Source organism: Corallococcus sp. bb12-1 (assembly GCF_026626765.1).
GTDB classification, from domain to species: Bacteria; Myxococcota; Myxococcia; order Myxococcales; family Myxococcaceae; genus Corallococcus; species Corallococcus terminator.
In genome coordinates this window covers 525,162-549,811 of the sequence record NZ_JAPNJZ010000001.1, presented here as the reverse complement: position 1 = coordinate 549,811, position 24,650 = coordinate 525,162, and the positions used below count along the sequence as shown (strand labels likewise).

Below are 24,650 nucleotides of genomic sequence, written 5' to 3'. Positions count from 1 at the left end.
ACTTGTCGCGGGGTGACGGGTGCTCCATCCCTGCTGCGAGAATGCGGCGCCGGTTGCGCCGCCGCGAGACCGGGGAGTAGCAGCGCCAGCGCGCTGGCCTGGAAGCAGAGCGCGCACCGTTGGAGCGGTATGACAAACGAATGAAAAGGGGCGCGCGGGCCGTTCATTCCGCCGCTCTATCGGAGATGCCGTCCTCGCGGAACGCGTTGTCCTCCGGGCCGGGCTCCACCGAACGCGGAGCGACACTTCGCGGGCGCTCCCCTGAAAACACGAACGGCGGTGAAGGGACCCGAGAAGGCCACTCCACCGCCGTCATTCCGGGACCGGGATGCAGGCCCCGCGCGGGAACTACGCCGCGGACGCGCCACCGCCGGCGGCGGCCGGGCCCTGGTACTTCGCGTCGCCGAAGCCGAGGATGGCGTAGAAGACGGGCGCGAGCAGCCCCAGACCGATGCCGAAGCCCGTGTCCTTGCCGAACGACTTCGCCATGTCGATGCCGAGGATGATGAGCGCGATGAAGTTCACGCAGGGGATCAGCGCCAGCACGATCCACCAGGCCGGACGGCCGACGATCTTCGTCATGACGTAGATGTTGTAGATGGGCACGATGGCCGCCCAGCCGGGCTCGCCCGCCTTGGCGAACGTCTTCCACATGCCCGCGATCATCGCGGCCATGATGGCCAGGTAGATGATGGTGACCACGATGCTGGGACCCGCGCTCTGCTGCTCCTGCATCTGCTGCATCATCTCAAGCTGCTCTTCATTCATGACGGACTTCCCCCTCGGAAGTGTAAGGACCCCGGCCCGAAGGCCGGTCGATGTCCCGGTTCAGTGCCGAACAATTCGCGAAGTAGGGGGAGGAATGCAAATTCCTTCACCCCCAGGCCGGCCTTGTCTCAAAACCTGAGACACCCGTGTTTCACGCCTTCAGCGTCTCCGGGACTTCCCAGTCCGGCTTCAGCCGCTGGATGACCTTCACGAAGTTCTCCTTGTCCTGGGCCTTCTCCAGCGCGGCGTCGGGGAGGATGACGTCGTCCTTCATCAGCCGCTCCAGGTGCATGTCCAGGGTCTGCATGCCCTGGCCCTGGCCGGCCTGCATCTTGGATGCGATCTGAAACACCTTGCCCTCGCGGATCATCGCCGCGATGGCGGCACTGCCCACGAGGATTTCGAGCGCGGCGACGCGGCCCTTGCCATCCGCGGTCTTCAGCAACTGCTGGGCGACGATGCCCGCCAGCGACTCCGCGAGCATGCCGCGCACCTGGCCCTGTTCGTCCGCGGGGAAGGTGTTGATGATGCGGTCGATGGTCGCGGGCGCGCTGTTGGTGTGGACCGTGGCGAACACCAGCACGCCGAAGCTCGCGAGCTGGAGCGCCAGCTTCATCGTCTCGCTGGTGCGCAACTCACCGATGAGGATGACGTTGGGGTCCTCGCGGCCGGCGGAGCGGATGGCGGTGGCGAAGCTGGACGCGTGCGGACCCACCTCGCGGTGGGTGACCTGGGCCTTGATGGAGTCGTGCACGAACTCCACCGGATCCTCGATGGTGAGCACGTGCGAGGCGCGCGTCTTGTTGATGTGGTTGATCATCCCCGCGAGCGTCGTTGACTTGCCGCTGCCCGTGGGGCCCGTCACCAGCACCAGCCCGCTGCGGCGGTCCGCCATCTTGCGCACCACCTCCGGCGTCTTCAGCTCCTCCAGCGACAGCACCTTGCTGGGAATGGTGCGGAAGACGGCCCCGATGCCGGTCATCCGGTAGAAGTAGTTCGCGCGGAAGCGGGCCTTCGTCCCGTAGCCGTAGGCGAAGTCCAGGTCCAGCTCCTCGGTGATCTGCCGCTTCTGTTCGGGCGAGCAGAGCTCGAAGAGCAGCGATTCCAGCTCCTCGGTGGTGAGGGGCTCGTCGCGCAGCGGCACCAGTTCGCCGCGGATGCGGCCCAGGGGCGGGTAGCCCACGGCCATGTGCAGGTCGCTGCCCTTCTTGTCGAGCAGCACGTCGAACCAGGTCGCGATGCGAGGCGTGTCCGTCATGTCAGGCGCCCTTCTTGCCAAGCAGTGAGCCCACCTTGGACAGCATCCGCGCGCCCTCCTGGGGCGTGGCGGGTGCCGGCACGGTGGCGGCGGCGCCGGGACGCTTGCCGGTCACCATGGCCTCGATTTCGTCCGGGTTCTCCGCGAAGCCCTTCACCGTCTCCAGCGTCGCCCTGCCCGACTTCGCCAGGTCCGCCAGCGAGTCCTCGAAGCGGATGATGCCCAGCGACTTGCCTCGCTGCTGGAGCGACGGAATCTGGAACGTCTTGTTGTCGCGGATGAGGTTGCCCAGGGCCATGGAGCCGGGGAGCACCTCGGCGGCGGCCACCATGCGCTTGCCGTCCGCGCTGGGCATCAGCCGCTGGCTGACGATGAGGCGCAGGCCGCTGGAGAGCGACAGCCGCACCTGCCCCTGGTCCGCCGGGGGAAAGAGGTCGATGAGCCGGTCGATAGTCTTCGCCGCGCTGGGCGTGTTCATGGTGCTGATGAGCAGGTGGCCCGTCTCGCTGGCCGCGAGCGCCATGCGCACCGTCTCCGTGTCGCGCAGCTCGCCCACGACGATGACGTCCGGATCCTCGCGGAGGCTGCCCTTGAGCGCGCTGGCGAAGGTGCGGGTGTTGCTGCCCACCTCGCGCTGGCTGATGAGGGCGCGTTTGCGCGGGTGCACGTACTCCACGGGGTCTTCCACGGTGAGCACGTGGTGCGTCGTTTCGCGGTTGATGATGTCCAGCAGCGCCGCGAGCGTGGCCGTCTTGCCGTGGCCTGACGGGCCGGTGAGCACGATGAGGCCCTGGTGGTGGTGCGTCGCCTTGGCGATGTCCGCCGGCAGGCCCAGCGACTCCAGCGTGGGAATCTCCCGGGGGATGACGCGGAAGACGCCCTTGAGGCCCGTGCGCTGGCGGTTCACGTTGACGCGGAATCGCCCGGTGTCCTCGGAGTCCAGCGCGAAGTCCACGCTGCCGTCCCTCTCCAGCACCGGCCGCAGGCGCTCCGGGATGATGGGCAGCAGCAGCCGCTCCACCGTCTCCGGCGACAGCGGCGTGTCCTGCGGCTGCAGCTCCCCCGCGAGCCGGAACAGCGGCGGCCGTCCCGCCACCACGTGCAGGTCGCTGGCGAGCATGCTGCGCGCCTGCTCCAACAGCACGGCCAGGTCGCGGCCCGGCGCGGAGGTCGCACGCGAGATGGGAATGGCACGCGCGGCGACTGGCGCGGCGTGCGCATGCGCGGTGGCGGAGGGCGCGGACGCCGGGGTCTGGGGGGCCGGCGCGGCGTGGGGGGCGCGGGCGGAGACCTCCGTCGGAGCCGTGACCGAGGGAGCCCTGGCAGGGGCCGCCACCGGGGCGGAGATTCGCGCGGCGGCCGGTGCCGGGCCACCCACCTGGGCGGTGCGCGCGACGGCCTCGGCGGGGGCCGACACCGCGGGCATGCCACCGTAGGGCGTCCGCGTGGGGGCCGGGGCCGCTGGAGCCGCAGCCGGGGCCTGCGCGGCCGGGGCTGCCTGCGCCGCGCCCTCGGTGCTCTTCGTGAGGCGCACGTTCATCAGCTCGCCCCGGCGCACGGCGGCGATGCTGAGCGCGCCCAGGCCGGTGGCGTTCACCGTCCATTGCACGGGCGTCTCCGACACCGTGGAGGCTCGCGCCATGCCCACCATGGCCTGGAGGGCCTTCACGAGTTCGTCGGTGGTGAGGGCGCCCGGGTCGACGGGCTCGTAGCCGGTGGCGTTTCGCACCATGGGCGGACGGCCACTGGCCAGGGCCAGCTCGGTGATTCCGGGACGCGACAGGTGACGCAGCAGCTCTGCGAGCGGTTTCATTCGGGGGCGGTGGCCCCACCGCTGCCGTGCGTCAGGCCCGGCGGGGTGGAACCCCCGCAGGATAGTCGACCGCCGCGCTCCAGAATACCCGGGGGGGTCCCCTGAAAAAGCACGACGGGAGCGGCCGTGTGAGGGCCCCTCCCGTCGGGTACAACCTGCCGCGTCGGATGCGCGGGAGACTACAGCTCGCGCGACATCAGGAGCCGCAGCTTGCCGGACTTCTTGGAGACCACCGTGGCCACCGTGGTGAAGCCTTCCTTGCGGTAGAAGCCGACCGCGGGCGCGTTCGCGGGGTCCACGCGCAGGGCGATGGTCTTGCGGTACATGTCGCGCGCCACGTCCAGCGCCTTGTTGAGCAGCTTCTGTCCCACGCCGTGGCGCCGCAGCTCCGGCTTCACCACGATGTTGCGCAGGTACGCCGCCCCGGGCACCGGACCGTCGCGCTCCACCGTCACGTAGCCCACGATCTGATTCTGGATGCGGGCCACATGGAGGAAGGGCTTGAGCTGCGTGAGGGCCTTGAGGCTGTCCTCCTGGCTCTCGCCGCGCCCCTTCCAGGGCTCGGAGTTGGCGCGCAAGGCCGACACCGCGGTCAGGTCCTCGTCGGTGGCCAGACCGAATTTGACCCCGTTCACGAGGTCATTGGGGAGGTTCGCCACGTCCATCACCGGCGTGGGGACCACCTCGACGCCTGGATCCACCTGCTTCATCGTCATCGCCTTGCTCCTCCGTCGCGTCCGCGATCCTAACCGGTCCCCCCGTACCCGTGCACGCGATCATTCCGCGCACAGTGTCCTCTTTTCCGTGTGGGGAGACGTCCTCCTCTTGGATCGAGGAGCGGGAATCTCTCGAAACGCCACTCGCGCGGACTCCATTCCGGGAGGATGCTTACCGCTCTGTCGTACGGCATGCGACCGGCCTTCCGCGCGAGGCGCGGGGCCATTATAAAAAGCGGGTACCGAATCCCCCTCGGTCCGAGTCCTCCCCCTTGCAACTGAACCACGCCCAGCGAGAGCTGACGCTCAAGATCGTCTATTACGGCCCCGGGCTCAGCGGGAAGACGACCAATCTGCGCAAGCTGCATGCCCGGGCGAGGCCCGATGTGCGAGGTCGCCTGCTGTCGGTGGACACGCACGACGACCGGACGCTCTTCTTCGACCTGCTGCCCGTCTTCTTCTCCACCTCGGCGGGCTTCAAGGTGAAGGTGAAGCTCTTCACCGTCCCCGGCCAGGTCATCCACAACGCGACGCGGCGTGTGGTGCTGCAGGGCACGGACGCGGTGGTCTTCATCGCGGACAGCCGGCGCAACGCGTCCCAGGAGAACAACGCCTACTGGCGCAACCTCCAGGAGAACCTGCGGGAGATGGAGCTGGACCCGCAGCAGGTGCCGGTGGTCATCCAGTTCAACAAGCGCGACCTGCCCGACAGCCTCACGGACGCTGAACTGGAGGAGATCCAGCGCAAGGGCTCGCAGCCGGTGGTGGGCTCGGTGGCGGTGCGGGGCGAGGGCGTGGTGGAGACCTTCCACGCCGTGGCGCAGGCGGCCTGGCGCTCGCTGGAGCTGCGGGCCCACCTGTCGCGCAACGTGGGGCTCACCGAGGACGAGTTCCTGGGGCAGATCTTCCGGCACGTGGACCTGTCCGGCACGGCCCTGGAGGGACGCTACGCACCCCAGCCCACCAGCCGGGCGAGCGGGAGTCCGCCATGAGCGGCCCGTCATCCGGAGGAGGCCCCTGGGACACGGTGGGCGTACCCCGCCGCGAATCCGCGCTCCAGCGTCGCCTGTCGCTGGGGGACCTGTTGGACCTGCCGTCCTTCTCCGAAGTGGTGAAGGGCTTCAGCGACCTGTACCGCGTGGGCATCAAGGTGCTGGACGTGCGCGGCACCAAGCTGGCGGACGTGAAGGTGGGCCACGGCGACTTCTGCGCCTACGTCTTCTCCTTCCCGGACGGCCGCCACGCGTGCACCGCGATGGTGGGCCGGGTGAAGGACGGCCCCGTCCTCCCGGAGTCCGGTGGGCGGGTGGCGGACGGAGGAGACGCCTCCGAGGCGTCGGGCCTCATCGCGCTCACGTGCTTCACCGGCCTGCGCTACGTGGTGATGCCCGTGCGCTGGGACGGCGACCTCTTGGGCCGGGTCATCCTGGGGCCCTTCACGCCCGAGGAGCTGACGGACTTCCCGGACACGCTCACCGGCATCCAGGGCCTGGACCTGGAGCGGGCGCACGAGCTGCTCGCGCGCGTGCGCCGCGTCCCGGAGCGCACCGCCGCGCAGGTGCTGGGCCACTTCGGCCTGGTGCTGGGCGCGCTCGTCGCCAGCGGACAGAAGTCGTACCTGGCCACGCACCTCCACCTGGAGTCCACGCTGGAGGTGCACCGCGAGCTGGAGGCGCAGAACGCGCGGCTCATCCAGGCGAACGCGCGGCTCAAGGAGTTGGACCGGCTGAAGTCGTCCTTCCTGGGCACGGTGAGCCACGAGCTGCGCACGCCGCTGGCGTCCATCCTCGGCTATTCGGAGATGATGGCGGAGGGGCTGGCGGGGCCGCTCAACCCGGAGCAGTTGCAGTACGTGCGCACCATCGTGGAGAAGGGCGAAACGCTCCTCTCGATGATCTCCTCGCTCCTGGACCTGAGCCAGATTGAAGCCGGCCGCCTGCGGCTGTCCATGGCGCCGGTGGACCCCGGGTACATCATCCAGACGGCGGTCTCCAGCGTGCTGCCGCAGGCGCAGCGCAAGGGCCTGGAGCTGGAGGTGCGGCTGCCGCACACGCCGCAGCCGAGGCTCGCGGGAGACCTGGACAAGCTTCGTCAGGTGGTGGTGAACCTGCTGGCCAACGCGGTGAAGTTCACGCCGTCGGGCGGCCGGGTGAAGGTGACGCTGTCGGACGCGGCGATGCAGCAGGAGCTGGGCGTGCCCGGCTACCGCATCAGCGTGGAGGACACCGGTGTGGGCATCCGCACCGAGGAGTTCGAGCGCATCTTCCAGAGCTTCTACCAGGTGGACGGCAGCTCCACGCGCGAGTTCGGCGGCGCGGGGCTGGGGCTGGCCATCGTGAAGAGCCTGGTGGAGGGGCACGGCGGACGCGTGCGCGTGGAGAGCGAGTTCGGCCACGGCTCGCGCTTCATCGTCCAGCTACCCCTGCACCCGCCGATGCAGGACCGGGGCCTGTCCGCCGCGCCGCCGCTGCCGGAGCCGGACCGCTTCTAGGCTTGAGGCCGCTTCCTACTGCGTCGGATCCGGCGCGGGGGGCGCATGCGGCGGCAGTCCCGGCGCTTCGGGCAGGGCGGGCATGAGCGTGGGCAGGCGCGTCTGGACGAAGGCCCCCGCGAGTCCCAGCAGCATGACGACGCCCAGGGCGCGGCCCAGCCTGAGGGTGAGCGAGCGCTGTTCGGACACGCGCGCCACCAGGACGAAGTTGATGGCGGCGCTGGCGAGCGACGCGATGATGGCGCCCACCCCGGCCGTCGTGGGGGAGATGGTTCCGTTGGCGCACAGCGACGCGGCGGACGCCACCGCGGACGCGCTGGACACGAGTCCTCCCAGGGCGCTCACCGCGTAGAAGCCCCAGCGGCCCAGCAGCGTCTGGCCCACCGTGCCCACCACCTGGAGCGCCAGGAAGATGAGGCCGAACTTCAGCGCGGATGGCAGCGAGAAGGGGGACTTGAGGGGCAGGGCGGGCGGTTCGGCGCCGGGTGGGGCTTCGGTGCGCGAGCGCATCAGCGCCAGGCCCGTGCTGGACAGCAGGATGAGGACCAGCGGGATGGCGGAGTTCACCAGCGCGCGGAAGGACAAAAGGCCCAGGAGCACGGCGTTGCGCAGCGCCATCGCGGCGGTGGCCAGCATCACGCCCCGGTAGGCCACGTCCAGCAGGCGCCCGGCGGACTCGCGCACGCGGTTGGCCAGCTCCGCCACGGTGACGGTGCTGTTGACCAGCCCGCCCAGGAAGCCCGTCACCTCCACGCCGTGCGCGCCGAACACCTTCCACAACAGGTAGTTCACGAAGCCGATGGCGGCGATGAGGATGACCGTCACCCACGCGGCGCGCGGCTCGATGAGGCCCCACGGGTCCACCGGCTGCGCGGGCAGCACCGGATAGATGGCGAAGGCGAGGATGGCCAGCAGGATGGCCGAGCGCAGCTCCTCGGCGGTGATTTTATGGCTGAAGGTGGCCAGCCGCTCCTTCCACGCGAGCAGGCCCGCCGTCGTCACGGCCACCGCCGCGGGCGTCACCGTGTGGCCCAGGCCGCAGAGCACGCCGGTGAAGCCCGTGACGAGCAGCGCGGCGGACGTGGTCAGCTCCGCGCCCCCGTTCGCGCGCAGGGACTGCCAGTTGAGGAAGCACAGGAGTACGCCCAGGAGCGCGAGGCTCATCAGCGCGAAGTTCGGACCCAGCAGGCCGCCCATGCCGCCCAGCAGCGCCGCGAAGCCGAAGGTGCGCAGGCCCGCTTCCTTGCCGCGCCACTCCCGCTCCAGCCCGACGAACAGGCCCACCGCGAGCGCGAGCGTCAGGCGCATCAATGTCTGCAGCGGCGGCCAGGAGACGACGGGGGGAAGACCTTCCATCATGCGCGGTTCCTCGGTGTCGAACTGTCATGCTCGCCCCTCGCGCCGACGTCAACGCCGCATCCCGTCATGCGCGCCACCGCGCCCCTCACGTCAGCGCGCGCGGGCCCTCGGGCGCGGGGCCGCTCACGACGTGCAGCCGCTCCCAGCCCCGTCGCGCGAGCAGTTGGAGGATCCGGGGACGCAGGGCCGCCTGCAACGCCCGCGCGCCGGCCTCGTCCGTCAACGACAGCGCGGGCAGTGACCAGCGCTCGCGCACGCGGGCGTCCATGCCCGGCGCCTGTCCCGCCACCTCGATGAGCACGTAGTGCGACGCGGGCACCCCCCGGTCCCTCAAGGGCGCGGGGCGCAGGTGCGAATCGCGCATCAGGGCTTCCACCGCCGGCGGGGGCTCCGAACCGCTCGCGACCGGCGGCGTCACCACCGCGCGGGCACGGTCCGGATGGGCCAGCGTGTTGAAGAGCGCGGCGGCCAGGTGCGCGGGCCCTGCGTCCGCGCACTCGAAGACGACGGTCTCCATCGCCGCGTCGGACGCAGGGGCGGGCTTCGACGCGCCTCCCAGCAGCCAGCGGAAGAGGAACACCGCCAGCGCCGCGCCCAGGAGCTGCGCCGCGACGAAGGACTCCACCTCCAGCGGGTTCATCACGCCCACGTGCGAACTGGCCGCGCGGGCCAGCACCAGCGCGGGGTTCGCCAGCGAGCGCGAATCCGTGAACCACACCGTCGCGGCCACATACCCCGCGATGGCCAGCGGCGTGGCCGACGGACGCGTGCGCACGCAGCCGCGCACCACCACCAGCAGGCCGAACGTCGCCACCATCTCCGTGAGGAACCGGGCCCCGTCGGCCGTGGGCGGGCTCGCGGTGAGCAGCAGCGGTTCGTTGCACATGCGGTGCGCGACGAGCCGCCCCATGAGGCTGCCGAAGAGCTGCGCCAGCACGTACAGCGGCACCTCGCGCCACGGCGTGCGGTCCCCCAGCGCGTCCGCGAACGTGAGCGCCGGGTTGAGGTGCGCGCCGGACAACGGCCGCAACACCCACAGCAGGCACGCCAGCACCGCGCCACACGACAGGGACATGAACAGCCGGCCCTCGGTGGCGCTCGCGCCCAGGTGCTCCGCGACGTGGTGTGAACCCTCCAGCGCCACCACCACCAGCCCGCAGCCCAGCGCTTCCGTCGCGAGACGGCGTCGCAGGTCCAGGGGCACGGGCGAGGAAGACACTCCACTTGCTATGCCTCGCGGGGCTGACACCGTCAACGCCGCGCGCCGCCCCCGCGCCCGCCGGTTCGCTTGAGGACGCTCCACGGTGGGAAGGCGTCCCGCGCGCGTCACCATTGCGTCCCATGGAGCGGCCATGGTCTGTGGCCTTCCATGCCCGGTGAGTTCGACCTCATCCAACGCTTCCTCGCCTGCTTTCCCAAAGCCCGCGTGCCCGTCGGTCCGGGGGACGATTGCGCTGTCCTCGCCCCGTCGAAGGGCGCGCTGTGCGTCACCACCGACGCCGTGGTGGAGGACGTGCACTTCACCCGCGCCACGTTTTCTCCCGGCGACATCGGCCACAAGGCGCTCGCGGTGAACCTGTCGGACCTGGCCGCCATGGGCGCCACGCCCCGCTGGTTCGTCTGCGCGCTCGCGCTGCCGAAGGACTTCCCCGCGCGGCACCTGTCCGCGCTCGGCCGGGGCATGGCCGCGCTCGCCACGGCGCACCGCATCGCGCTCGTGGGCGGCAACTTCACCTCCGCGCGCGAGCTGTCCGTCACCCTCACCGCCACCGGGGAGCTGTCCCACCCCCCCATCACCCGCGCGGGCGCCCGGCCCGGGGACCGGCTCTATGTCTCCGGCACCCTGGGCGACGCGCGCCTGGGCCTGAAGCAGCTCCAGGCGGGCCTCCGCCGGGGAAGCGCCGTGCGCCGCCAGCGCCGCCCCGAACCCCGCGTCGCCCTGGGCCGCCTCGCCGCCCGCTTCGCCTCCGCCGGCCTGGACGTGTCCGACGGCCTCGCCCAGGACCTGGGTCATCTATGCGCCGCGTCGAAGGTGGGGGTCGCGCTGGAGCTGGAGCGGCTGCCCCTGTCACCGGCGGTGCGCGCGGCGCTGGGCCCCGAAGGCGCCCTGAAGGGCGGCGAGGACTACGAGCTGCTCCTGGCCATCCCCCCTTCGAAGGCCCCGGCGTTCGAGCGGGCGTGCGCTCGCGCGGGCGAGCGGGTGACCGCCATAGGCGTGCTCACCCGGGAGCGCGAATGGGCCCTGAAGGACGGCTCCGGGCGCCTGCTGACCCCGCCCGGCGGTTTCGATCACTTCGCCCGTTCAAGCAGGCAGACCCTGGCGGATGATTGACCCGTACCGGACAGCAAGGCTAAACCCCTGGGCTGCTTCCTGCCCCTCCCAGCTGAAAGCACTCCGTGCGCCGCCCCCTTCGCGACGACCCCTCCTCAGGTCTCACCCCCCGGCGCGACCCCGTGCAGCGAATGCTGCGCGCCGTCGAGGGTCCCAAGGTCGTCCGCGAGCAGTCGCTGCACCGGAAGATCACCACCGGCTACATCGTCCTGGGCCTGCTGCTGGGCACGTGGCTGCTGGGCAGTGAGAGCATCTTCGACGCGTCCTGGGGCCGCTGGAGCTACGTCATCCGGGTGGGCGTGGGCGTGCTCATCACCTTCGGTGGCGCGGCGTACCTGCCCTCGCTGCTGGCGCGCGTCACCCGCGTGAAGGTGCTCAGCCGCTCCGCGTTTGAAATCTCCCAGGGTGATTTGTCCAAGCCCGTGGCCGCGGAAGTCCACAGCACGCGCGACGAAATCGACGAGCTGACGGGCGCCATCTCCCGCATGCAGGAGAACCTGCGCGAACTGGTCGGCAAGATTCAGGACACCGCCAAGAGCGTGGCGGACACGGCCATCGACCTGCAGCGCTCGGCGGAGAACGTCAACGGGTCCACCGAGGAGGTGGGCTCGTCGATGGAGAAGATCGCCAACGGCGCGGAGACCCAGTCGCAGCTCGTCTCCCAGGCCTCCAAGGTCATCACGGAGATGGCCGGCAGCATCCAGCGCACGGCGGCGAGCGCCCTGGACGCGGCCCGCACGTCCGCTGAGACGAGCAGCAGCGCGGAGGACGGCTCCAAGGCGGCGAAGCTCGCGGGCGACAAGGTGAAGAAGGTCTTCAACCGCATCGAATCCGCCAGCCAGCAGGTGTTCGCCTTCGGCGAGAAGACGCAGGAGATCTCCAAGATCGTCGACGCCATCACCCAGGTGGCCCAGCAGACGAACCTCCTGGCCCTCAACGCCACCATCGAAGCGGCGCGCGCCGGCGAGTACGGCCGCGGCTTCGCGGTGGTCGCCGACGAGGTGCGCAAGCTGGCGGAGAGCGCGGGCCGCTCCGCGGAACAGATTTCCCGCCTGGCGCGCGACATCTCCGGCCAGTCCACCTCCGTCGTGAGCGCCATGAAGGAAGGCATCGCGGAGCTGGCCGAAGGCCGCGAGGACCTCACCGACATCATGCGCTCCATGGGGGCCATCACCGACACCGCGCGCAAGGGCGCGGAGAAGGTGACGCTCATCTCCGACAGCACCCGCGAGCAGATGAAGGGCAGCGAGGAGATGGTGAAGGCCATCGAGGAGATCAAGCTCGTGGCGAAGAACAACGCCAGCTCCACGGAGGCCATCCAGGCCGTCATCCAGGAGCAGACGGCCGCGGTGTCGCGGATGACGTCGCTGGCGAGCGAGCTGACCAACCTCTCCGTGGAACTGCAGAGCGTGGTGCGCAGCTTCCGCCTGGGCCCCTAGGGCTCCGGACGGCCCCGCCGCCTCTGCTAAAGGGTCCTTCACCGTGCGGCACGTCATCTTCCGGGTAGAGAAGGAGCGCTACGGGCTGCCCTTGTCGGCGGTCCGGGAGGTCGTCGTGCCTCCGGAGCGCTACACCCGCGTACCCCGGGCCCCTTCCGCCATCACTGGAGTGATGAACCTGCGCGGTCGCGTGGTGACGGTGGTGGAGCTGCGGCAGCTCTTGCATCTGCCAGAAGGCCCCACACCGCTGTGCCGCGTGGTACTGCTGGACCGGGGGCGGCGCGATTTGGGCCTCCTGGTGACGGATGTGGACGGCATCGAGGCGGTGGAGCGCGTCAGCGCGGCCCCGGGCAAGGTCATGCCCGCGGTTCGTGGCGTTGCCCGCCTGGGCGGTCTGGGAGTGACCGTGTTGGATCCGGAAGGACTTGATGCGGCGGTCGTTGCCTTGTTCACTCCCTCCAAGTGAGTAGCCCCCTGGAAACGGCCGGTGATAGGGTGCGCTCCCTCTAGGCCTGAAACGGAGGCGGAGTTCTTCACATGGCTAAGCGGGTGCTGGTCGTCGACGACGCCATCTTCATGCGCAACATGATCAAGGACATCTTTGCGTCTGGAGGGTTCGAGGTCGTCGGTGAGGCGGCCAACGGCCTGGAAGCCGTGGAGAAGTTCAAGGAGTTGAAACCGGACCTCACGACGATGGACATCGTGATGCCGTTCAAGAGCGGAATCGAAGCGACGCGGGAAATCATCAAGGCCGACAGCAGCGCGGTGGTCATCATGTGCTCCGCGCTCGGGCAGGAGAGTCTGGTGATGGAGGCCATCGAGGCGGGCGCCTCGGACTTCATCGTCAAGCCCTTCCGGGCCGAGGACGTGCTGGCGGTCGTCAAGAAGGTGCTGGGCGAGGCCTGAGCTGACGCAGGGCCGCGCCCGCCCGGGTCGCGGTTCCGTCCGCCTGTGGGAGGTACCGGGTCATGACGATGGACATGTCCCGGTACCTGGGCCTCTTCATCTCCGAGGCCACCGAGCACCTGGAGGCGCTCGGGCGGGACCTCGTGGAGTTGGAACGGGAGGCCACCGCCAGCACCGTGGACTCCATGTTCCGCCACGCCCATTCGGTGAAGGGCATGGCGTCGTCCATGGGCTTCGAGCCCATCGCCATGCTGGCGCACCGGGTGGAAGACCTGGTGGACGCCGTGCGTGGGGACCGGAAGCTGCTCGACCGGGACCTGGTGGACCTGCTCCTGAGTGCCGCGGACACGCTGACGGCCCAGGTGCGCGCCGTCGCGTCCAGCCGTGAGCCGGAGCAGGCGGAATCCCTGCTGCAACAGCTGGGGGCGCGCGTTCGGGCGCTCACCGGGCATGCTCCTGGGGTGACGCGGGTGGCCCAGGTCACCGTGCTCAAGCCCGCGGATGCGTCCGCTGGGGCTGCTGCGGCCTCCGGGGATGACACCGCGCGGGCCGTGGGAGACGGTGCGGCGGGCGAGTCCTCGGCCGGCGGTGGCTCCGGGGCTTCTGTATCGGGTTCGGGCGGTGTGGCGTCAGACGCGACGGGCTCCGGCGCTTCGGGCGGTGCGTCCGGGACTTCGGGAGTGGACTCCGGGGCGAACCGGGAGGCTCCGGGCGCTTCAGGTGCGGTGGGGTCCTCGGCCCTGGCGGTCCTTCCTCCCGCCAGCCTGATGCCGCCGCGCGAGCTGAGCAGCCCGGAGGCCCTCTACGGTGCTCCCACCAGTCATTCCCTGGCGCGCGTGCCCCCGGAGGTCGACCCCTCCTCCTCCGTGTCGGCGCTGGTTGCGGGCCTCAAGGCCGCCGCCACCGTGGGCGTGGACGGCCGTGCCAGCGGGCCCCGCTGGTCCGTGCGGCTGCGCATCTCCCCCTCCTGCCAGGTGCCGGGCGTGCGCGCGTTCCTCGTGCACAAGCGGCTGTCCACCCTGGGCACGCTCGTGGACCTGCGGCCTCCGCTGGAGGAGCTCAAGGCCGGGCGCATCCCCGACGGCTACATCCAGGTGGACCTGGAGACCGCGGTGGGCGAGGCCGGCATCCAGACGGCCCTGCGCAACGTGGCCGAGGTGGAGGTCGTCTCCGTCTCCCAGGCCGTCCCCGAACCGCCCATCATCTCCGTCGCCCCGCCGACGTCGGACAGCGCGCGCGCCAGCGCCGACGCCGGCTCCCGCACGGTGCGCGTGCGCACGGAGCTGCTCGACTACTTCCTCGACACGGTGGGCGAGCTGATGCTCGCCACCGCCCGTCTGCGTGAGGTGGGCAAGGAGCTGCCGGAGAACACGCGCCCCGCGCTGGAAGAGGGCGTCTACCGGCTGCACACGCTGGTGAAGGACCTGCACGACAAGGTGATGAGCGCGCGCATGACGCCGCTGTCGCTCATCACCGACCGGCTGCCCCGCGCCGCGCGCGACCTGGCCCGCCGCAAGGAGCGCGAAGTCGAACTGGTCATCACCGGCGCGGAAATCGAACTGGACCGCGCCATCCTGGACGAGCTGGCCGACCCGCTCCTGCACCTCTTGCGCAACTGCATCGACCACGGCCTGGAGTCCCCGGAGGAACGGCTGGCCGCGAGGAAGTCCGTGCGTGGCCGCGTCCTGGTGACGGTGCGCCGCGCGCGCGACCGGGTCATCATCGATATCGAGGACGACGGCCGGGGCATGGACCCCGCGCGCCTCAAGGCCTCGGCGCTCAAGCGCGGGCTCATCACGGAAGAGGCCGCCGCGCGCATGGCGGACCGCGACGCCTACCTGCTGTCGTGCCTCCCTGGCGTCTCCACGGCCAAGGAGCTCACCGACATCTCCGGGCGCGGCGTGGGCATGGATGCCGTCAAGCGCGTGGTGGAGAGCGTGGGCGGCACGCTCGAAATCGACAGCGAGCGCGGCCGGGGCACCGTCTTCACCCTGCGGCTGCCGCTCACCGTGGCCGTGGTGCACCTGCTCCTGGTGCAGGTGGGGGAGGAGATCTTCGGCCTGCCCATCGCCAAGGTGGTGGGCGCCACGGAGGCGGATCCGGAGCTACTGAGCCGCAGCCGGGAGACGGCGCTCCTGCCCCACGGCAATGGCCTGTTGCCGGTGCATCCGCTGGAGGTGCTCCTGGGCGTGCCCGCGACGCCCCGGCCGGGCTTCCGGCCCTTCGTGGTGATGGAGGGCGAGGCTGGCACCGGCAAGGTGGCGCTGGCGGTGGATCGCCTCCTGGGGCAGGAGGAAGTCGTCCTCAAACCCCTGTCCCGACCCCTGGACTTGCTGCCAGGCCTGTCCGGGGTAACCATCCTGGGCAATGGCCGGCCCGTGTTCATCCTGGACGTTCCGAGGTTACTGACCGCGTGAGTCCGCCCCTGCCCAGCGACGCGCAGCTCGACGCCCTGCGCGAGGTGGCCAACATCGGCTGCGGCCACGGTGCCAACGCGCTGGCCCGCATGATGGGCGGCCGTGTGGACCTGTCCATCCCCGAGGTGCGGCTGACCAGCACCCAGGAAGGGCCGGCCCTCCTGGGCGACGACGGCCCCGCCATCGCCGTGCGCCTGGGCATGACGGGCGAACTGCGCGGCGCGCTGGTGCTGCTCCTGCCGCCCCACGACGGAGAAGCGCTGGAGTCCGTGCTGGTGCGAGGCCAGCCCGCGTCCCCCGAGGAGCGCGAGAGCGCCCTGGCGGAGGCGGCCAACATCATCGCCAGCGCGTGCCTGTCCGCCATTGGACGGCTGACGGGCTGGAGGCTGCTGCCCACGGTGCCCCGGCTGGAGCGCGGCCCGGTGCGGCCGGTGCTGGCGGACGTCCTGGGCGAGGTGGACTCAGGCCCGGGCCCGGTGGTGGTCCTGGCCGTGTACTTCACGGCCACGGCCCCCACGGCGCTGGGCGGGCGGATGCTGCTGGTGCTGGAGCGCGGCAGCACCCAGGCGCTGCTGGCCCGGCTGGGCCTGTAGGGGCTTCCAGGGCTGGGGGGAGACTCCTGCCGCCTCGCGCCTGGAGCACCGGGGGCGGGTGGGGTAGAGGGTCGCCCATGGACGAGAAGGCACTGCGGCAACTGCTGGGTCAGGTGAAGACGGGCAAGGTCACCCTGGACGCCGCGGTGGGCAAGCTCAAGGACCTGCCGTACGCGGAGCTGGGCTACGCGACGCTCGACACGCACCGCAACCTTCGCTTCGGCTTCCCGGAGGTGGTGCTGGGCGAGCCCAAGACGGTGGAGCAGTTGCTGGGCATCGTGGGCGCGCTCGTGGAGCGCAAGCAGACGGTGCTGGTGACGCGGCTGCAACCGGACAAGGCGGAGGCGCTGCTCGCGCGCTTCCCCAAGGCCGAATACCACCCGGTGGCGCGCATCTTCCACATGCGCCAGCGCAAGGTGAAGGCGGGGCTCGTCGCGGTGGTGACGGCCGGCACGAGCGACATCCCCGTGGCGGAAGAAGCGGCGCTCACCGCCGAGGCGATGGGCGCGGAGGTGCGGCGCGTCTACGACGTGGGCGTGGCGGGCATCCACCGGCTGTTGCGGAGGCGCGAGGAGATCCAGGAGTGCCACGTCGCGGTGGTGGTGGCGGGCATGGAGGGGGCGCTCGCGAGCGCGCTCGGTGGCCTCGTCGGCATCCCGGTGGTGGCGGTGCCCACGTCGGTGGGCTACGGCGCGAACCTGAAGGGCATCTCCGCGCTGCTCGCGATGGTGAACTCGTGCGCGGCGAACGTCGCGACGGTGAACATCGACAACGGGTTTGGCGGCGGCTTCTACGCGGCCCTCATCTCCCGCACGAAGGGACGGCGCTGAGCCATGCGACGCATCCTCTACCTGGAGCCCGTGGGCGGCATCGCCGGAGACATGTTCCTGGCGGCGGCCATCGACCTGGGCGTGTCACCCGACGCGCTCACCCAGGCGCTGAGTGGCCTCAACGTGCCCGGCTGGAAGCTGGCCGTGTCGCGCGCGGTGCGCCACGCCATCAGCGGCACGCACCTGGACGTGGTGCTGGACGCGAAGGAAGCGCACCCGCACCGCGCCTACGCGGACATCCGCCAGCTCATCGAAGCCGCCACCACGCTGCCGGAGCGCGCGAAGGCCCGCGCCCTGGCGGTGTTCCGCGCCATTGGCGAGGCGGAGGCGAAGGTGCACGGCGTGTCCATCGACGACATCCACTTCCATGAAGTGGGCGCGGTGGACTCCATCGTGGACATCTGTGGCGCGGCGGTGGTGCTGGAGCTGCTGGGAGACCCGGAGGTGCACGCCGCGCCGCCGCCCCTGGGCAGCGGCACCATCCGCGTGGCGCACGGGCAGATGCCCATCCCCGTGCCCGCCACGCTGGAGCTGCTGCGCGACGTGCCGGTGCGCTTCGAAGGCGTGGGCGAGCTGACGACGCCCACGGGCGCGGCGCTGCTCAAGGTGCTGACGAAGATTGGCCACCCGCCGGACTTCATCGTGGAGAAGGTGGGCTACGGCGTCGGCACCAAGGACTTCCGCGACCGGCCCAACGTGCTGCGCGCGTCGCTGGGCCGCATGGAAGCGCAGGCCACCGAAGGGCTGTGGGTGGTGGAGGCGAACCTGGACGACGCCACGCCGCAGCTCCTGGGCTACCTGGTGGAGCGGTTGCTGGAGGTGGGCGCGAAGGACGCGTGGGTGGCCCCGGTGGTGATGAAGAAGGGGCGGCCGGCGCACCTCTTGGGCGCGCTGGTGGAGGGCGGCCTGCGCGAAGCGGTGGTGGACACGGTGCTGCGCGAGTCCACGTCGCTGGGCGTGCGCTACCACCGGGTGGAGCGCCACGCGCTGGAGCGCGACTGGGTGGAGGTGGAGACGCCGTGGGGCAAGGTCCGCGTGAAGCGGGGCCTGCGCGACGGCCGGGTGCTCAACGCGCACCCGGAGTTCGACGACTGCGTCCGCGTGGCCCAGGCCGCCGGTGTTCCCGTGAAGCAGGTGATGGCCGCCGCGCTGGCGGCCCTCACGCCCTGAAGTTCAGTCGGGGCTCGGGCGAGGCTCAGGCCGCGCCCATCTCCGACAGCTTGATGATGCCGAAGCTCGCGCCACCGGGGTCGGCGACGATGCTGATGCGGCCGTAGGGCGAGTCGAACGGAGCGACGAGCACGGTGCCGCCCAGCCGGGTGACGGTCGCGGCGGATTCGTCGGTGTTCGCCACGGAGAAGGTGGTCACGGTGTGGGGCGGAGCGTCGGCGGGGTCCCTCGTGGTCATCTTCATCAGGCCGCCCACCTCCTTCCCATCCTTCTTCATGACCCAGTAGTCCATCTGGTCGGTCTGCATCTTGTCCGCCGTGAAGCCGAAGAGGCCCTTGTAGAAGTCGAGGGCCTTCGCGCCATCCCGCGTCTTCACCTCGTGCCACGTCATGGAGCCGGGCTCGTTGATCAGGCCGGCTCCCTGGAACTGGTTCGGCTGCCAGAGCCCGAACGGCACCCCGGTGGAGTCCTGACAGAAGGCCATGCGCCCCGACTCCATCACGTCCATGGGGGGCAGCAGCTCCCGGCCGCCCAGCTCCTTCACACGGGCCAGCGAGCGGTCCACGCTCTCCACGCTGAAGTACTGGTTCCACACCGGAGGGAACGGCGCGTCCTTCGCGCGCGGCATCAGCGCCGCCACCTCGCGGCCCTGCGACCGGGCCATCGTGTAGTAGTTCGTCTCCTGCGAGCCCGTCTCGAACGTCCAGCCGAACAGGCCCCCATAGAAGGTCTTGGCCTTCTCCAGGTCCCAGGCCATCAGGTCCACCCAGCACACCGTCCCGGCCTCATGCTTCGTCACCGCGGGCATCGCTCGCTCCTTCCGACGTGGGCCCGAAATCCCTTCGGGCTACCTGAAAGGTAATATCCCGTGCGGAGCGGGGACTGAAAGGATTTTCAGTGCCGCTTCGCGTCAGTGAAGTGGCTGACGTGCGAGCCCCTGCGCGAACGCATCTGTGTTGCCGGCCACCACGCACACCGCATGGCCTTCCACCTGTCCGCACCGCGCGCCCGCGTCGAGGAAGGGCCGCAGGTGTTCGGGCAGCACCACGTACGCGGTGGTCGCGTCCAGGCCGTCGCGGGGCAGCCGCGCGTGGCATTCGGCCTCCAGCGCCTGCGGCGTGCGCGACGCGTAGCCGCTGTTGAAGGTGAGCTTCAACCGGTACGCCTGATACGCCAGCGCGTTCACCAACGCTTCGTCGTAGCGGCACACCCACTGCGCATGCGGCGGGAAGAGGGCCAGGTGCTGGTAGGGGCCCTGGAGCGCGGCCCACTCGGGGGATTGCAGGCGCTGGAAGTGCACGGGCTTGAAGAGCGCGCTCTTGTCCTCGCGCAGGTCATACGCCTGCACCGCCAGCCCCATCGTCAGCGCCGCCACGGCCACGCCAGGGATATGGCGCCACAGGCGCACCAGGGTCAGCACCGCGCCAATGACAAACAGGTAGCTCAACGGCCAGACGAAGCGGCCAGAGGCGCGGAAGGCGTTCGTCGCCTTCTCCAGGGGGGCATACAGCGCGCCCAGGTCCGCCACCGGCTGGCCCAGCCACGTCACGCGCGAGGACAGGGCATACACGGCCATCAGCCCCACCACGACCGCCGCCGGCAGTACGCGACGCCAGTCCACCGTGCGCGCTTCACGCAGGCGCACGAGGACGCTCACCGCCGCCAGCCCGACGAGCAGCAGCGCGCCCGCGCCCAGGTAGCCGAAGCCTTCACCCTGACGGGGAGCGGCGGGCAGGTCCGGCAGCAGGCGCGACCAACCCATCGGATTCACCAGCGTGGCCAGGTCCGAGGAGAAGTCCCCGAAGCCCTCCGCGCCCAGCCCCTGTCCGCCGAAGTAGCCGAAGACGGAGAACAGCAGCACGTCCAACCCGATGATGCCCGCGACCGCGGCCGCGACGCGCGCGAGGCCGAGTTTCCGGCTCCAGAAGATTCGCACGCCCAACGCCAGCGTCAGCGGCATCAGCATGCCCACCCAGTACGGATGGGTGCCGGAGGCGATGGCGTTGAAGAGGGCCGCGAGACCCAGGCTCCGCGTCGCGGCGCGCGCATCCGGCAGGTCGCGCAGGTTGAGCCACAACAGGGCCACCAGCAGCCAGTGCGCGCACAGCGTGGGGTGACCGAAGCGCGCCGCCATCACCGGCGACAGCGCCAGCAGCGTGCCGCCCAGGGCCACGGGCACCGCGCGCGGGGACACCGTCTCCACCAGCCTCGCGCCGAAGTAGCCCATCAGCGCGTAGCACAGGCCCAGCCACGGGCCGGTGTACTGGAAGTCCACGGGCAGCAGCGCGTTGAAGGGCTTGAGCAGGACGGCCGCCCACGGGTTGCCGTCGGTGAGCGCCACCGACGTGCCGTAGGGGAAGAAGTGGTTGGGCGTCGCGCCCAGCGGCAGTTGCCAGTCCGCGTTGCGGAAGAAGAGCCAGCCGAAGATGTGCGCGGCCCAGTCCTCGCGCATCATCCAGTCGATGCGCGTGGGCGGAAGTACCGGCCCGCCTCCCAACCACAGGAACCAGCCCAGGCCTCCGAGCACCGCCACCGTTCGCGCCACGAGGAGGGCGCGGTGGGACGAGGCAGGAACGGAGACGGGAAGGGGGACGTTCGACGACATGGGCGGGGCTGTCTCTCGGGAGGGGCGGCGACTGTAGGCACCGGCTTCCGCACCCCGCAACCGCCGGCTCCGCTGCCCCCTTGCTCAAGGGACTACGGACGCCCCGTCCCCGCGTCATCGCCAGGACCGCCGTCCTGCTCCAGGCCCGCGTCCTCGGAGTCCGCCCTTGCGCCGCCATCGCCTGGCACGCCCGCGTCGGATCCACCCAGGCCTGCGTCGTAGCCATCAGGCGCCTCCACCACGACGACACAGACGCCCGCGTCGTCCACGTACGCGTAGCCCCGGTCCGGCGGGGAGAGGCCGGTGACGCAGAGGGGATCGCAGCCCGCCAGCAGTGCCGCGGACATGGCTGCGCTCGACAGCACGATGTGCAGGAGGAACGAACGGGACACGTTGGGGACCGTCAGGGGCTCGGGGTGTGGCGCGGCGTGCGCAGGCCGGCGCACGACACACGGACACGGCCGGGCCCGGTGGCCCGTGTCCGCTAGCGCCGGAGGGTGATTTCCAGGCCGTACTGCCGATCCACGCCGGTCCGCCCGTTGGCGGTGACGCGGTCCAGGCCCACCTGGGCCGACAATCGCAACTTCATGCCCGCGAGCCGCCCGGTGACGCCCGCGGCCACGTGGGTGGTCAACATCGTCGGGTCCGCCTGCCGGAAGCCCGGCGCCGTCAGGCCCAGCAGGCCCCAGCCCGCGCCCACCTCCGCGAACAACGGCGTGCGCGCCGGGTTCTGCAGGCCCACGAGCCCCTCCAGCGTGAAGCGGTGCAGCCGGATGCCGTCCCGGGCCGCGAGCGGCGTCACGCCGTAGGCCCCGCGCACGCCGTAGTACAGCAGGTGCATCGAGGTCGGATTGCGCCACGACAGGCTGGGCCCGGTGGCGAAGCTCGCCAGCCCCAGCGGTGAGCGCCCCGCGCTCAGGCCCAGCTCCCACGCCGAACCGAAGTCCGACGACGGCTCGGCCAGCCGGGGCATCAGCCCCCCGACGACGGGCGGGTGGAACATCTCCGTGAAGTCCACCGGCACCAGGCCCGCGGCGACCACGTACTCGTCATAGAACGACCGGTCCAACGGCACGGCGAACAGCCCTCGGCGCAGGGCCTCCTCGGCGGGGCCGCGCTCCTGCAACTCGCGGGGGCGCAGCTCCGGCGTCCCGGCGGACAGCTCCGCCAGCGTGACGCGCGCCTCCGCGTTCGGGGCGCGCACCCAGTACACGTCGCGCGGTGGCAGCAGGATTTGAGTCCACTGCTGCGGCGAACGCCGCACGTCCACCAGCCGCTGGCCGTCCGCGTCCTCCACGGAGAGGCGCGCGTATTCGAAGCCCGCGGGGAAGGTGACCCGGGGCCCTTCCGGCGCGGGGCCCACCAGCGGACGCCGAGGCGCGGCGGTGGGCGCGAAGGCATTCACCGACAGCCGCGCGGGCAGGCCCTTCACGCCGTGCAGCGACGCGGCCACGAAGGCGGCCAGCTCGCTGTACTCCACCTGTCCGTCGCCGTTGATGTCCGCGCCGCCCAGCAGGCCGGAGCGGGCCACGTGGCTGAAGACGCCGGCGCGGATGCGCGACCATTCGTGCGTCTCCCCGTCGTCGCTCTCCGCGAAGAGGGCGCCCACGTTGGGCCGCGACGCCAGTTGTTCGCGCGCGAGCACCCCGCGCAGCTCCGCCAGCACCGCCGCGTCCGGTTTTCCCCCCCGGCGGCCCACCACGCCCGAAGCGCGGCACGCGTCCGCGATGACGTGCACGTAGTCCGCGCCCAGCGGATCCACGAGCTCCGAATAGAGGCTGGTCCGGTCCAGGCGCGCGTCGGCGAGCGTGAAATAGGAACGCCCCGCGTCGTCCGTGTTGCCGTGCCCCACGTAGACGATGAGCACGTCCGTCTGGCGCCCCGCCGCGCGGTCCGCGAGCGACGACGCCTGGAGCTTCTTCACGGCCTGCTCCACCGCCGCGCGCGTGGGGGCCTGGGCGGACTTCAGCACCAGGCTGCCGGACAGCCGCGTGGGCTCGTCTGGATCCACCAGCAGCGTGGTCTCCACGCCCAGGCGCTTGAGCGTCTCCGCCCACAGCACGCCGTCGTCGTCCGCGTAGCGCAGGGGCGCCAGGGCCGGGTCGTCGCTGCCGTTGTGGGCGATGACGAGCGCCCGCCGCACCGTGTCCGCCAATGCCTCCGGAGCCGCCATCAGCAGGGCCGCACCCAGGAGCATTTCCAGCTTGTTCATGGTCCTCCCTCTACCCGGACCTCCTGCCTGAGCACCACCACCCCCTCCGTCGCCCCGCCACGCAGGGCCGCCAGGGTGGCGTCCGGGTGTTCGGAGAACGAGGCGGTGACTTCGGGCATATCGGACGTCGCGGGCAGGGCGACCGTCAGCTCCAGGGGGCGTTCCTCGCCGGCCTTGCCGCTCAAGGGGAACGGCCCGTGGATTTCATCCCTTCCGCCAATGCTCACCCGCACCGCGACGTGGGTGAAGGGCGGACGGGCCCCGGCGGCGAAGGCCAGCGTGGCCCCCGGCGCGCAGGCCGTCCCAGCCTTCAGCTCGCGCAGCGACTGGCCGGGGACGGCGCAGAAGATGCGCAGCACGGGCTGCGCCAGGGGCGGGGCGGGGTCGTGGACGACGCCCCGGGGGCTCCACTCGGGTTCGGTGGGCGCGACGGCGCCGGGGCCGGTGGCGGAGGGCGTCACCACCACGGCGAGGAACAGGGCCGCGAGCGTGGCGCCCAGCACGGCCAGGGTGGGCCAGCGGGCCGGGGCGGCGTCGGTGGGGGCGGAGGCGGTGAGGGCGGCCTCCAGGCCCGCGACGGTGAGCGTCTCCAGTTCGATGGAGGTGGGCGTGTCCGTGTGGCCGGATTCGAAGGCGCGGTGGGCGCGGGCCCACTTGTTGTAGCGGGTGCCGCAGCGGGTGCAGGCGTGGGCGTGGCGCAGCAGGCGCGAGGATTCGGGGGCGGACAGCTCCCCCAGGGACCAGCGCGTCAGGCCCGCGTCCACGTGGCGTTCGTACCACTTCATGGGAGGCTCCCGAATCGCATGGCGCACAGGGCCAGTGAGGCCAGCAGGGCGCCCAGTTCCAGGCGTCCCGGGGCGACGTCACCGTCCAACCAACCCGAGCCCTTCAGGTGTTCGGTGAACTGCACCCGCAACCTCCGTTCGCGCACGCGCACCTCGCCGCGCGTGAGCTTCAGCTCGTCGGCGGCGGACTCCTGGGACAGGCCGTCCATGAAGCGCAGTTGGGCCAGGGCGCGGTCTTCAGCGGGCAGGGCGTCCAGGAAGCGGCGCACCAGGGAGCGGACCTCGGAGCTCAGGGCTTCCTCTTCCGGGCTGCGGCCGTCGTCGGGGGCGTGCACCAGCTCCGGCGCGTCATCCAGGGGGATGGCCTCCCGGGCGACCCGGCCGGAGGCGCGCATCAGGTCAATGGCGGTGGAGCGGGCCACGGTGAGCAGGAAGCCCAGGTAGGGGCGCACCCCGTCGTAGGCCTGGCGCATGTGGGGGCGGAAGGCCCGCACGAAGGTCTCCTGGTGGGCCGCGTCCAGGTCCAGCGGCGTGAGCGCCACCGACCGCATGCCCGTCTCCGAGTGCACGGAGAAGCGGCGCGACAGGTAGCGCAGCACCTCTGGCGAATAGGCGCGGTAGACCTGGGTGAGGACGGGGGTATCTCCCCGGCGGAAGGCCTCCAAGACTGACCGCTCGTTTCCTGGCAGCACGCGGAAGCTCCGTGGCGTTGCGCGGGCCCCGGCCGGGCCCCGTGCCCGGCCCTCTTGGGCCTTCTGAAAAGGAGATACGCAATGACCCCGGGATCCGGGTCGTGCGGGGTGTGTTTTCGCGTCCCGGGGTGGGCTCACCCCGGGGGCAGGGTGCTTCGTTGGGGTGAGACACGCAGGTTGGCATCCCGGCACGAGCCCTGCTGACGCGTTCCGCTGACGAGTCAGCTCGCGTCCATTGGGCCGGGAAGCAGGCCCACCTACAGC

Annotated in this window: 22 protein-coding genes; 10 read left to right on the top strand and 12 right to left on the bottom strand. The window is 71.1% G+C overall.

The features are described from left to right. Nucleotides 1-348: 348 nt before the first annotated feature. The 4 genes from OV208_RS02265 to OV208_RS02250 all read right to left on the bottom strand — a co-directional run bounded on the left by OV208_RS02265 (nucleotide 349) and on the right by OV208_RS02250 (nucleotide 4,555). Complete coding sequence (locus OV208_RS02265) at nucleotides 349-768, bottom strand: DUF5684 domain-containing protein (RefSeq protein ID WP_267572126.1); 420 nt, start codon at nucleotides 766-768, stop codon at nucleotides 349-351. A 151-nt stretch (nucleotides 769-919) separates the two neighbouring features. Beyond that, nucleotides 920-2,026, bottom strand: a complete 1,107-nt coding sequence (locus OV208_RS02260; RefSeq protein ID WP_267572125.1) for a type IV pilus twitching motility protein PilT — start codon at nucleotides 2,024-2,026, stop codon at nucleotides 920-922. Between the two features lies 1 nt (nucleotide 2,027). Continuing rightward, nucleotides 2,028-3,839, bottom strand: coding sequence for a type IV pilus twitching motility protein PilT (locus OV208_RS02255; protein WP_267572124.1), 1,812 nt, complete (start codon nucleotides 3,837-3,839; stop codon nucleotides 2,028-2,030). Nucleotides 3,840-4,018: 179 nt separating this feature from the next. Continuing rightward, complete coding sequence (locus OV208_RS02250) at nucleotides 4,019-4,555, bottom strand: GNAT family N-acetyltransferase (RefSeq protein WP_267572123.1); 537 nt, start codon at nucleotides 4,553-4,555, stop codon at nucleotides 4,019-4,021. Between the two features lie 272 nt (nucleotides 4,556-4,827). On the opposite strand from OV208_RS02250, the gene OV208_RS02245 reads away from it, so the two are divergent. Together OV208_RS02245 and OV208_RS02240 are read left to right on the top strand one after the other, a co-directional pair. Then, on the top strand, nucleotides 4,828-5,547 hold the full coding sequence (locus OV208_RS02245; RefSeq protein ID WP_267572122.1) for a GTP-binding protein: 720 nt from the start codon (nucleotides 4,828-4,830) through the stop codon (nucleotides 5,545-5,547). Further along, on the top strand, nucleotides 5,544-7,046 hold the full coding sequence (locus OV208_RS02240) for an ATP-binding protein (protein WP_267572121.1): 1,503 nt from the start codon (nucleotides 5,544-5,546) through the stop codon (nucleotides 7,044-7,046). The genes OV208_RS02245 and OV208_RS02240 overlap by 4 nt, the downstream gene beginning before the upstream one ends. Before the next feature lie 15 nt (nucleotides 7,047-7,061). On the opposite strand, the gene OV208_RS02235 is transcribed toward OV208_RS02240, so the two are convergent. Both OV208_RS02235 and OV208_RS02230 read right to left on the bottom strand, forming a co-directional pair. Further along, nucleotides 7,062-8,405: an MgtC/SapB family protein gene (locus OV208_RS02235; protein ID WP_267572120.1), complete on the bottom strand. Its 1,344-nt coding sequence runs from the start codon at nucleotides 8,403-8,405 to the stop codon at nucleotides 7,062-7,064. An 85-nt stretch (nucleotides 8,406-8,490) separates the two neighbouring features. Further along, the gene (locus tag OV208_RS02230; protein ID WP_267572119.1) at nucleotides 8,491-9,624 is read right to left on the bottom strand and encodes an aquaporin; all 1,134 of its coding nucleotides are present in this window, start codon (nucleotides 9,622-9,624) and stop codon (nucleotides 8,491-8,493) included. 150 nt (nucleotides 9,625-9,774) lie between these two features. On the opposite strand from OV208_RS02230, the gene thiL reads away from it, so the two are divergent. From thiL to larC, 8 genes are all read left to right on the top strand, one after another. After that, entirely contained in the window at nucleotides 9,775-10,737 is a 963-nt protein-coding gene (gene thiL, locus OV208_RS02225; protein WP_267572118.1) for a thiamine-phosphate kinase, read from the top strand. Nucleotides 10,738-10,802: 65 nt separating this feature from the next. After that, the gene (locus tag OV208_RS02220) at nucleotides 10,803-12,176 is read left to right on the top strand and encodes a methyl-accepting chemotaxis protein (RefSeq protein ID WP_120541639.1); all 1,374 of its coding nucleotides are present in this window, start codon (nucleotides 10,803-10,805) and stop codon (nucleotides 12,174-12,176) included. Between the two features lie 43 nt (nucleotides 12,177-12,219). Further along, nucleotides 12,220-12,642, top strand: a complete 423-nt coding sequence (locus tag OV208_RS02215) for a chemotaxis protein CheW (RefSeq protein WP_120537920.1) — start codon at nucleotides 12,220-12,222, stop codon at nucleotides 12,640-12,642. Nucleotides 12,643-12,713: 71 nt separating this feature from the next. After that, nucleotides 12,714-13,082, top strand: a complete 369-nt coding sequence (locus tag OV208_RS02210) for a response regulator (RefSeq protein WP_014400067.1) — start codon at nucleotides 12,714-12,716, stop codon at nucleotides 13,080-13,082. A gap of 62 nt (nucleotides 13,083-13,144) precedes the next feature. Continuing rightward, entirely contained in the window at nucleotides 13,145-15,499 is a 2,355-nt protein-coding gene (locus OV208_RS02205) for a chemotaxis protein CheA (protein WP_267572117.1), read from the top strand. Then, entirely contained in the window at nucleotides 15,496-16,092 is a 597-nt protein-coding gene (locus OV208_RS02200; protein ID WP_267572116.1) for a chemotaxis protein CheC, read from the top strand. Before OV208_RS02205 ends, OV208_RS02200 begins: the two co-directional genes overlap by 4 nt. A 77-nt stretch (nucleotides 16,093-16,169) precedes the next feature. Further along, the gene (gene larB / locus OV208_RS02195; protein ID WP_120545222.1) at nucleotides 16,170-16,922 is read left to right on the top strand and encodes a nickel pincer cofactor biosynthesis protein LarB; all 753 of its coding nucleotides are present in this window, start codon (nucleotides 16,170-16,172) and stop codon (nucleotides 16,920-16,922) included. A 3-nt stretch (nucleotides 16,923-16,925) separates the two neighbouring features. Continuing rightward, on the top strand, nucleotides 16,926-18,092 hold the full coding sequence (gene larC, locus OV208_RS02190) for a nickel pincer cofactor biosynthesis protein LarC (RefSeq protein ID WP_267572115.1): 1,167 nt from the start codon (nucleotides 16,926-16,928) through the stop codon (nucleotides 18,090-18,092). A 25-nt stretch (nucleotides 18,093-18,117) separates the two neighbouring features. Here larC and OV208_RS02185 read toward each other — a convergent pair whose 3' ends face one another. The 6 genes from OV208_RS02185 to OV208_RS02160 form a co-directional block, all read right to left on the bottom strand. Further along, on the bottom strand, nucleotides 18,118-18,900 hold the full coding sequence (locus OV208_RS02185) for a VOC family protein (protein ID WP_267572114.1): 783 nt from the start codon (nucleotides 18,898-18,900) through the stop codon (nucleotides 18,118-18,120). A gap of 102 nt (nucleotides 18,901-19,002) precedes the next feature. Further along, the gene (locus OV208_RS02180) at nucleotides 19,003-20,697 is read right to left on the bottom strand and encodes a DUF6311 domain-containing protein (RefSeq protein ID WP_267572113.1); all 1,695 of its coding nucleotides are present in this window, start codon (nucleotides 20,695-20,697) and stop codon (nucleotides 19,003-19,005) included. 92 nt (nucleotides 20,698-20,789) lie between these two features. Continuing rightward, nucleotides 20,790-21,089, bottom strand: coding sequence for a hypothetical protein (locus OV208_RS02175; protein WP_267572112.1), 300 nt, complete (start codon nucleotides 21,087-21,089; stop codon nucleotides 20,790-20,792). A gap of 92 nt (nucleotides 21,090-21,181) precedes the next feature. Next, a complete protein-coding gene (locus tag OV208_RS02170; RefSeq protein ID WP_267572111.1) occupies nucleotides 21,182-22,909 on the bottom strand; it encodes a caspase family protein in 1,728 nt (575 codons plus the stop codon). After that, nucleotides 22,906-23,694, bottom strand: coding sequence for a hypothetical protein (locus OV208_RS02165; RefSeq protein WP_267572110.1), 789 nt, complete (start codon nucleotides 23,692-23,694; stop codon nucleotides 22,906-22,908). Before OV208_RS02165 ends, OV208_RS02170 begins: the two co-directional genes overlap by 4 nt. Then, a complete protein-coding gene (locus OV208_RS02160; protein ID WP_267572109.1) occupies nucleotides 23,691-24,359 on the bottom strand; it encodes an RNA polymerase sigma factor in 669 nt (222 codons plus the stop codon). The genes OV208_RS02165 and OV208_RS02160 overlap by 4 nt, the downstream gene beginning before the upstream one ends. Nucleotides 24,360-24,650 lie beyond the last annotated feature (291 nt).

Bases quoted from the DNA above. Each gene is read 5' to 3' on its own strand.
- OV208_RS02265 (WP_267572126.1), bottom strand. From the start codon at position 768: ATGAATGAAGAGCAGCTTGAGATGATGCAGCAGATGCAGGAGCAGCAG.
- OV208_RS02260 (WP_267572125.1), bottom strand. From the start codon at position 2,026: ATGACGGACACGCCTCGCATCGCGACCTGGTTCGACGTGCTGCTCGAC.
- OV208_RS02255 (WP_267572124.1), bottom strand. From the start codon at position 3,839: ATGAAACCGCTCGCAGAGCTGCTGCGTCACCTGTCGCGTCCCGGAATC.
- OV208_RS02250 (WP_267572123.1), bottom strand. From the start codon at position 4,555: ATGACGATGAAGCAGGTGGATCCAGGCGTCGAGGTGGTCCCCACGCCG.
- OV208_RS02240 (WP_267572121.1), top strand. From the start codon at position 5,544: ATGAGCGGCCCGTCATCCGGAGGAGGCCCCTGGGACACGGTGGGCGTA.
- OV208_RS02235 (WP_267572120.1), bottom strand. From the start codon at position 8,405: ATGATGGAAGGTCTTCCCCCCGTCGTCTCCTGGCCGCCGCTGCAGACA.
- thiL (WP_267572118.1), top strand. From the start codon at position 9,775: ATGCCCGGTGAGTTCGACCTCATCCAACGCTTCCTCGCCTGCTTTCCC.
- OV208_RS02210 (WP_014400067.1), top strand. From the start codon at position 12,714: ATGGCTAAGCGGGTGCTGGTCGTCGACGACGCCATCTTCATGCGCAAC.
- OV208_RS02205 (WP_267572117.1), top strand. From the start codon at position 13,145: ATGACGATGGACATGTCCCGGTACCTGGGCCTCTTCATCTCCGAGGCC.
- larB (WP_120545222.1), top strand. From the start codon at position 16,170: ATGGACGAGAAGGCACTGCGGCAACTGCTGGGTCAGGTGAAGACGGGC.
- larC (WP_267572115.1), top strand. From the start codon at position 16,926: ATGCGACGCATCCTCTACCTGGAGCCCGTGGGCGGCATCGCCGGAGAC.
- OV208_RS02185 (WP_267572114.1), bottom strand. From the start codon at position 18,900: ATGCCCGCGGTGACGAAGCATGAGGCCGGGACGGTGTGCTGGGTGGAC.
- OV208_RS02180 (WP_267572113.1), bottom strand. From the start codon at position 20,697: ATGTCGTCGAACGTCCCCCTTCCCGTCTCCGTTCCTGCCTCGTCCCAC.
- OV208_RS02170 (WP_267572111.1), bottom strand. From the start codon at position 22,909: ATGAACAAGCTGGAAATGCTCCTGGGTGCGGCCCTGCTGATGGCGGCT.
- OV208_RS02165 (WP_267572110.1), bottom strand. From the start codon at position 23,694: ATGAAGTGGTACGAACGCCACGTGGACGCGGGCCTGACGCGCTGGTCC.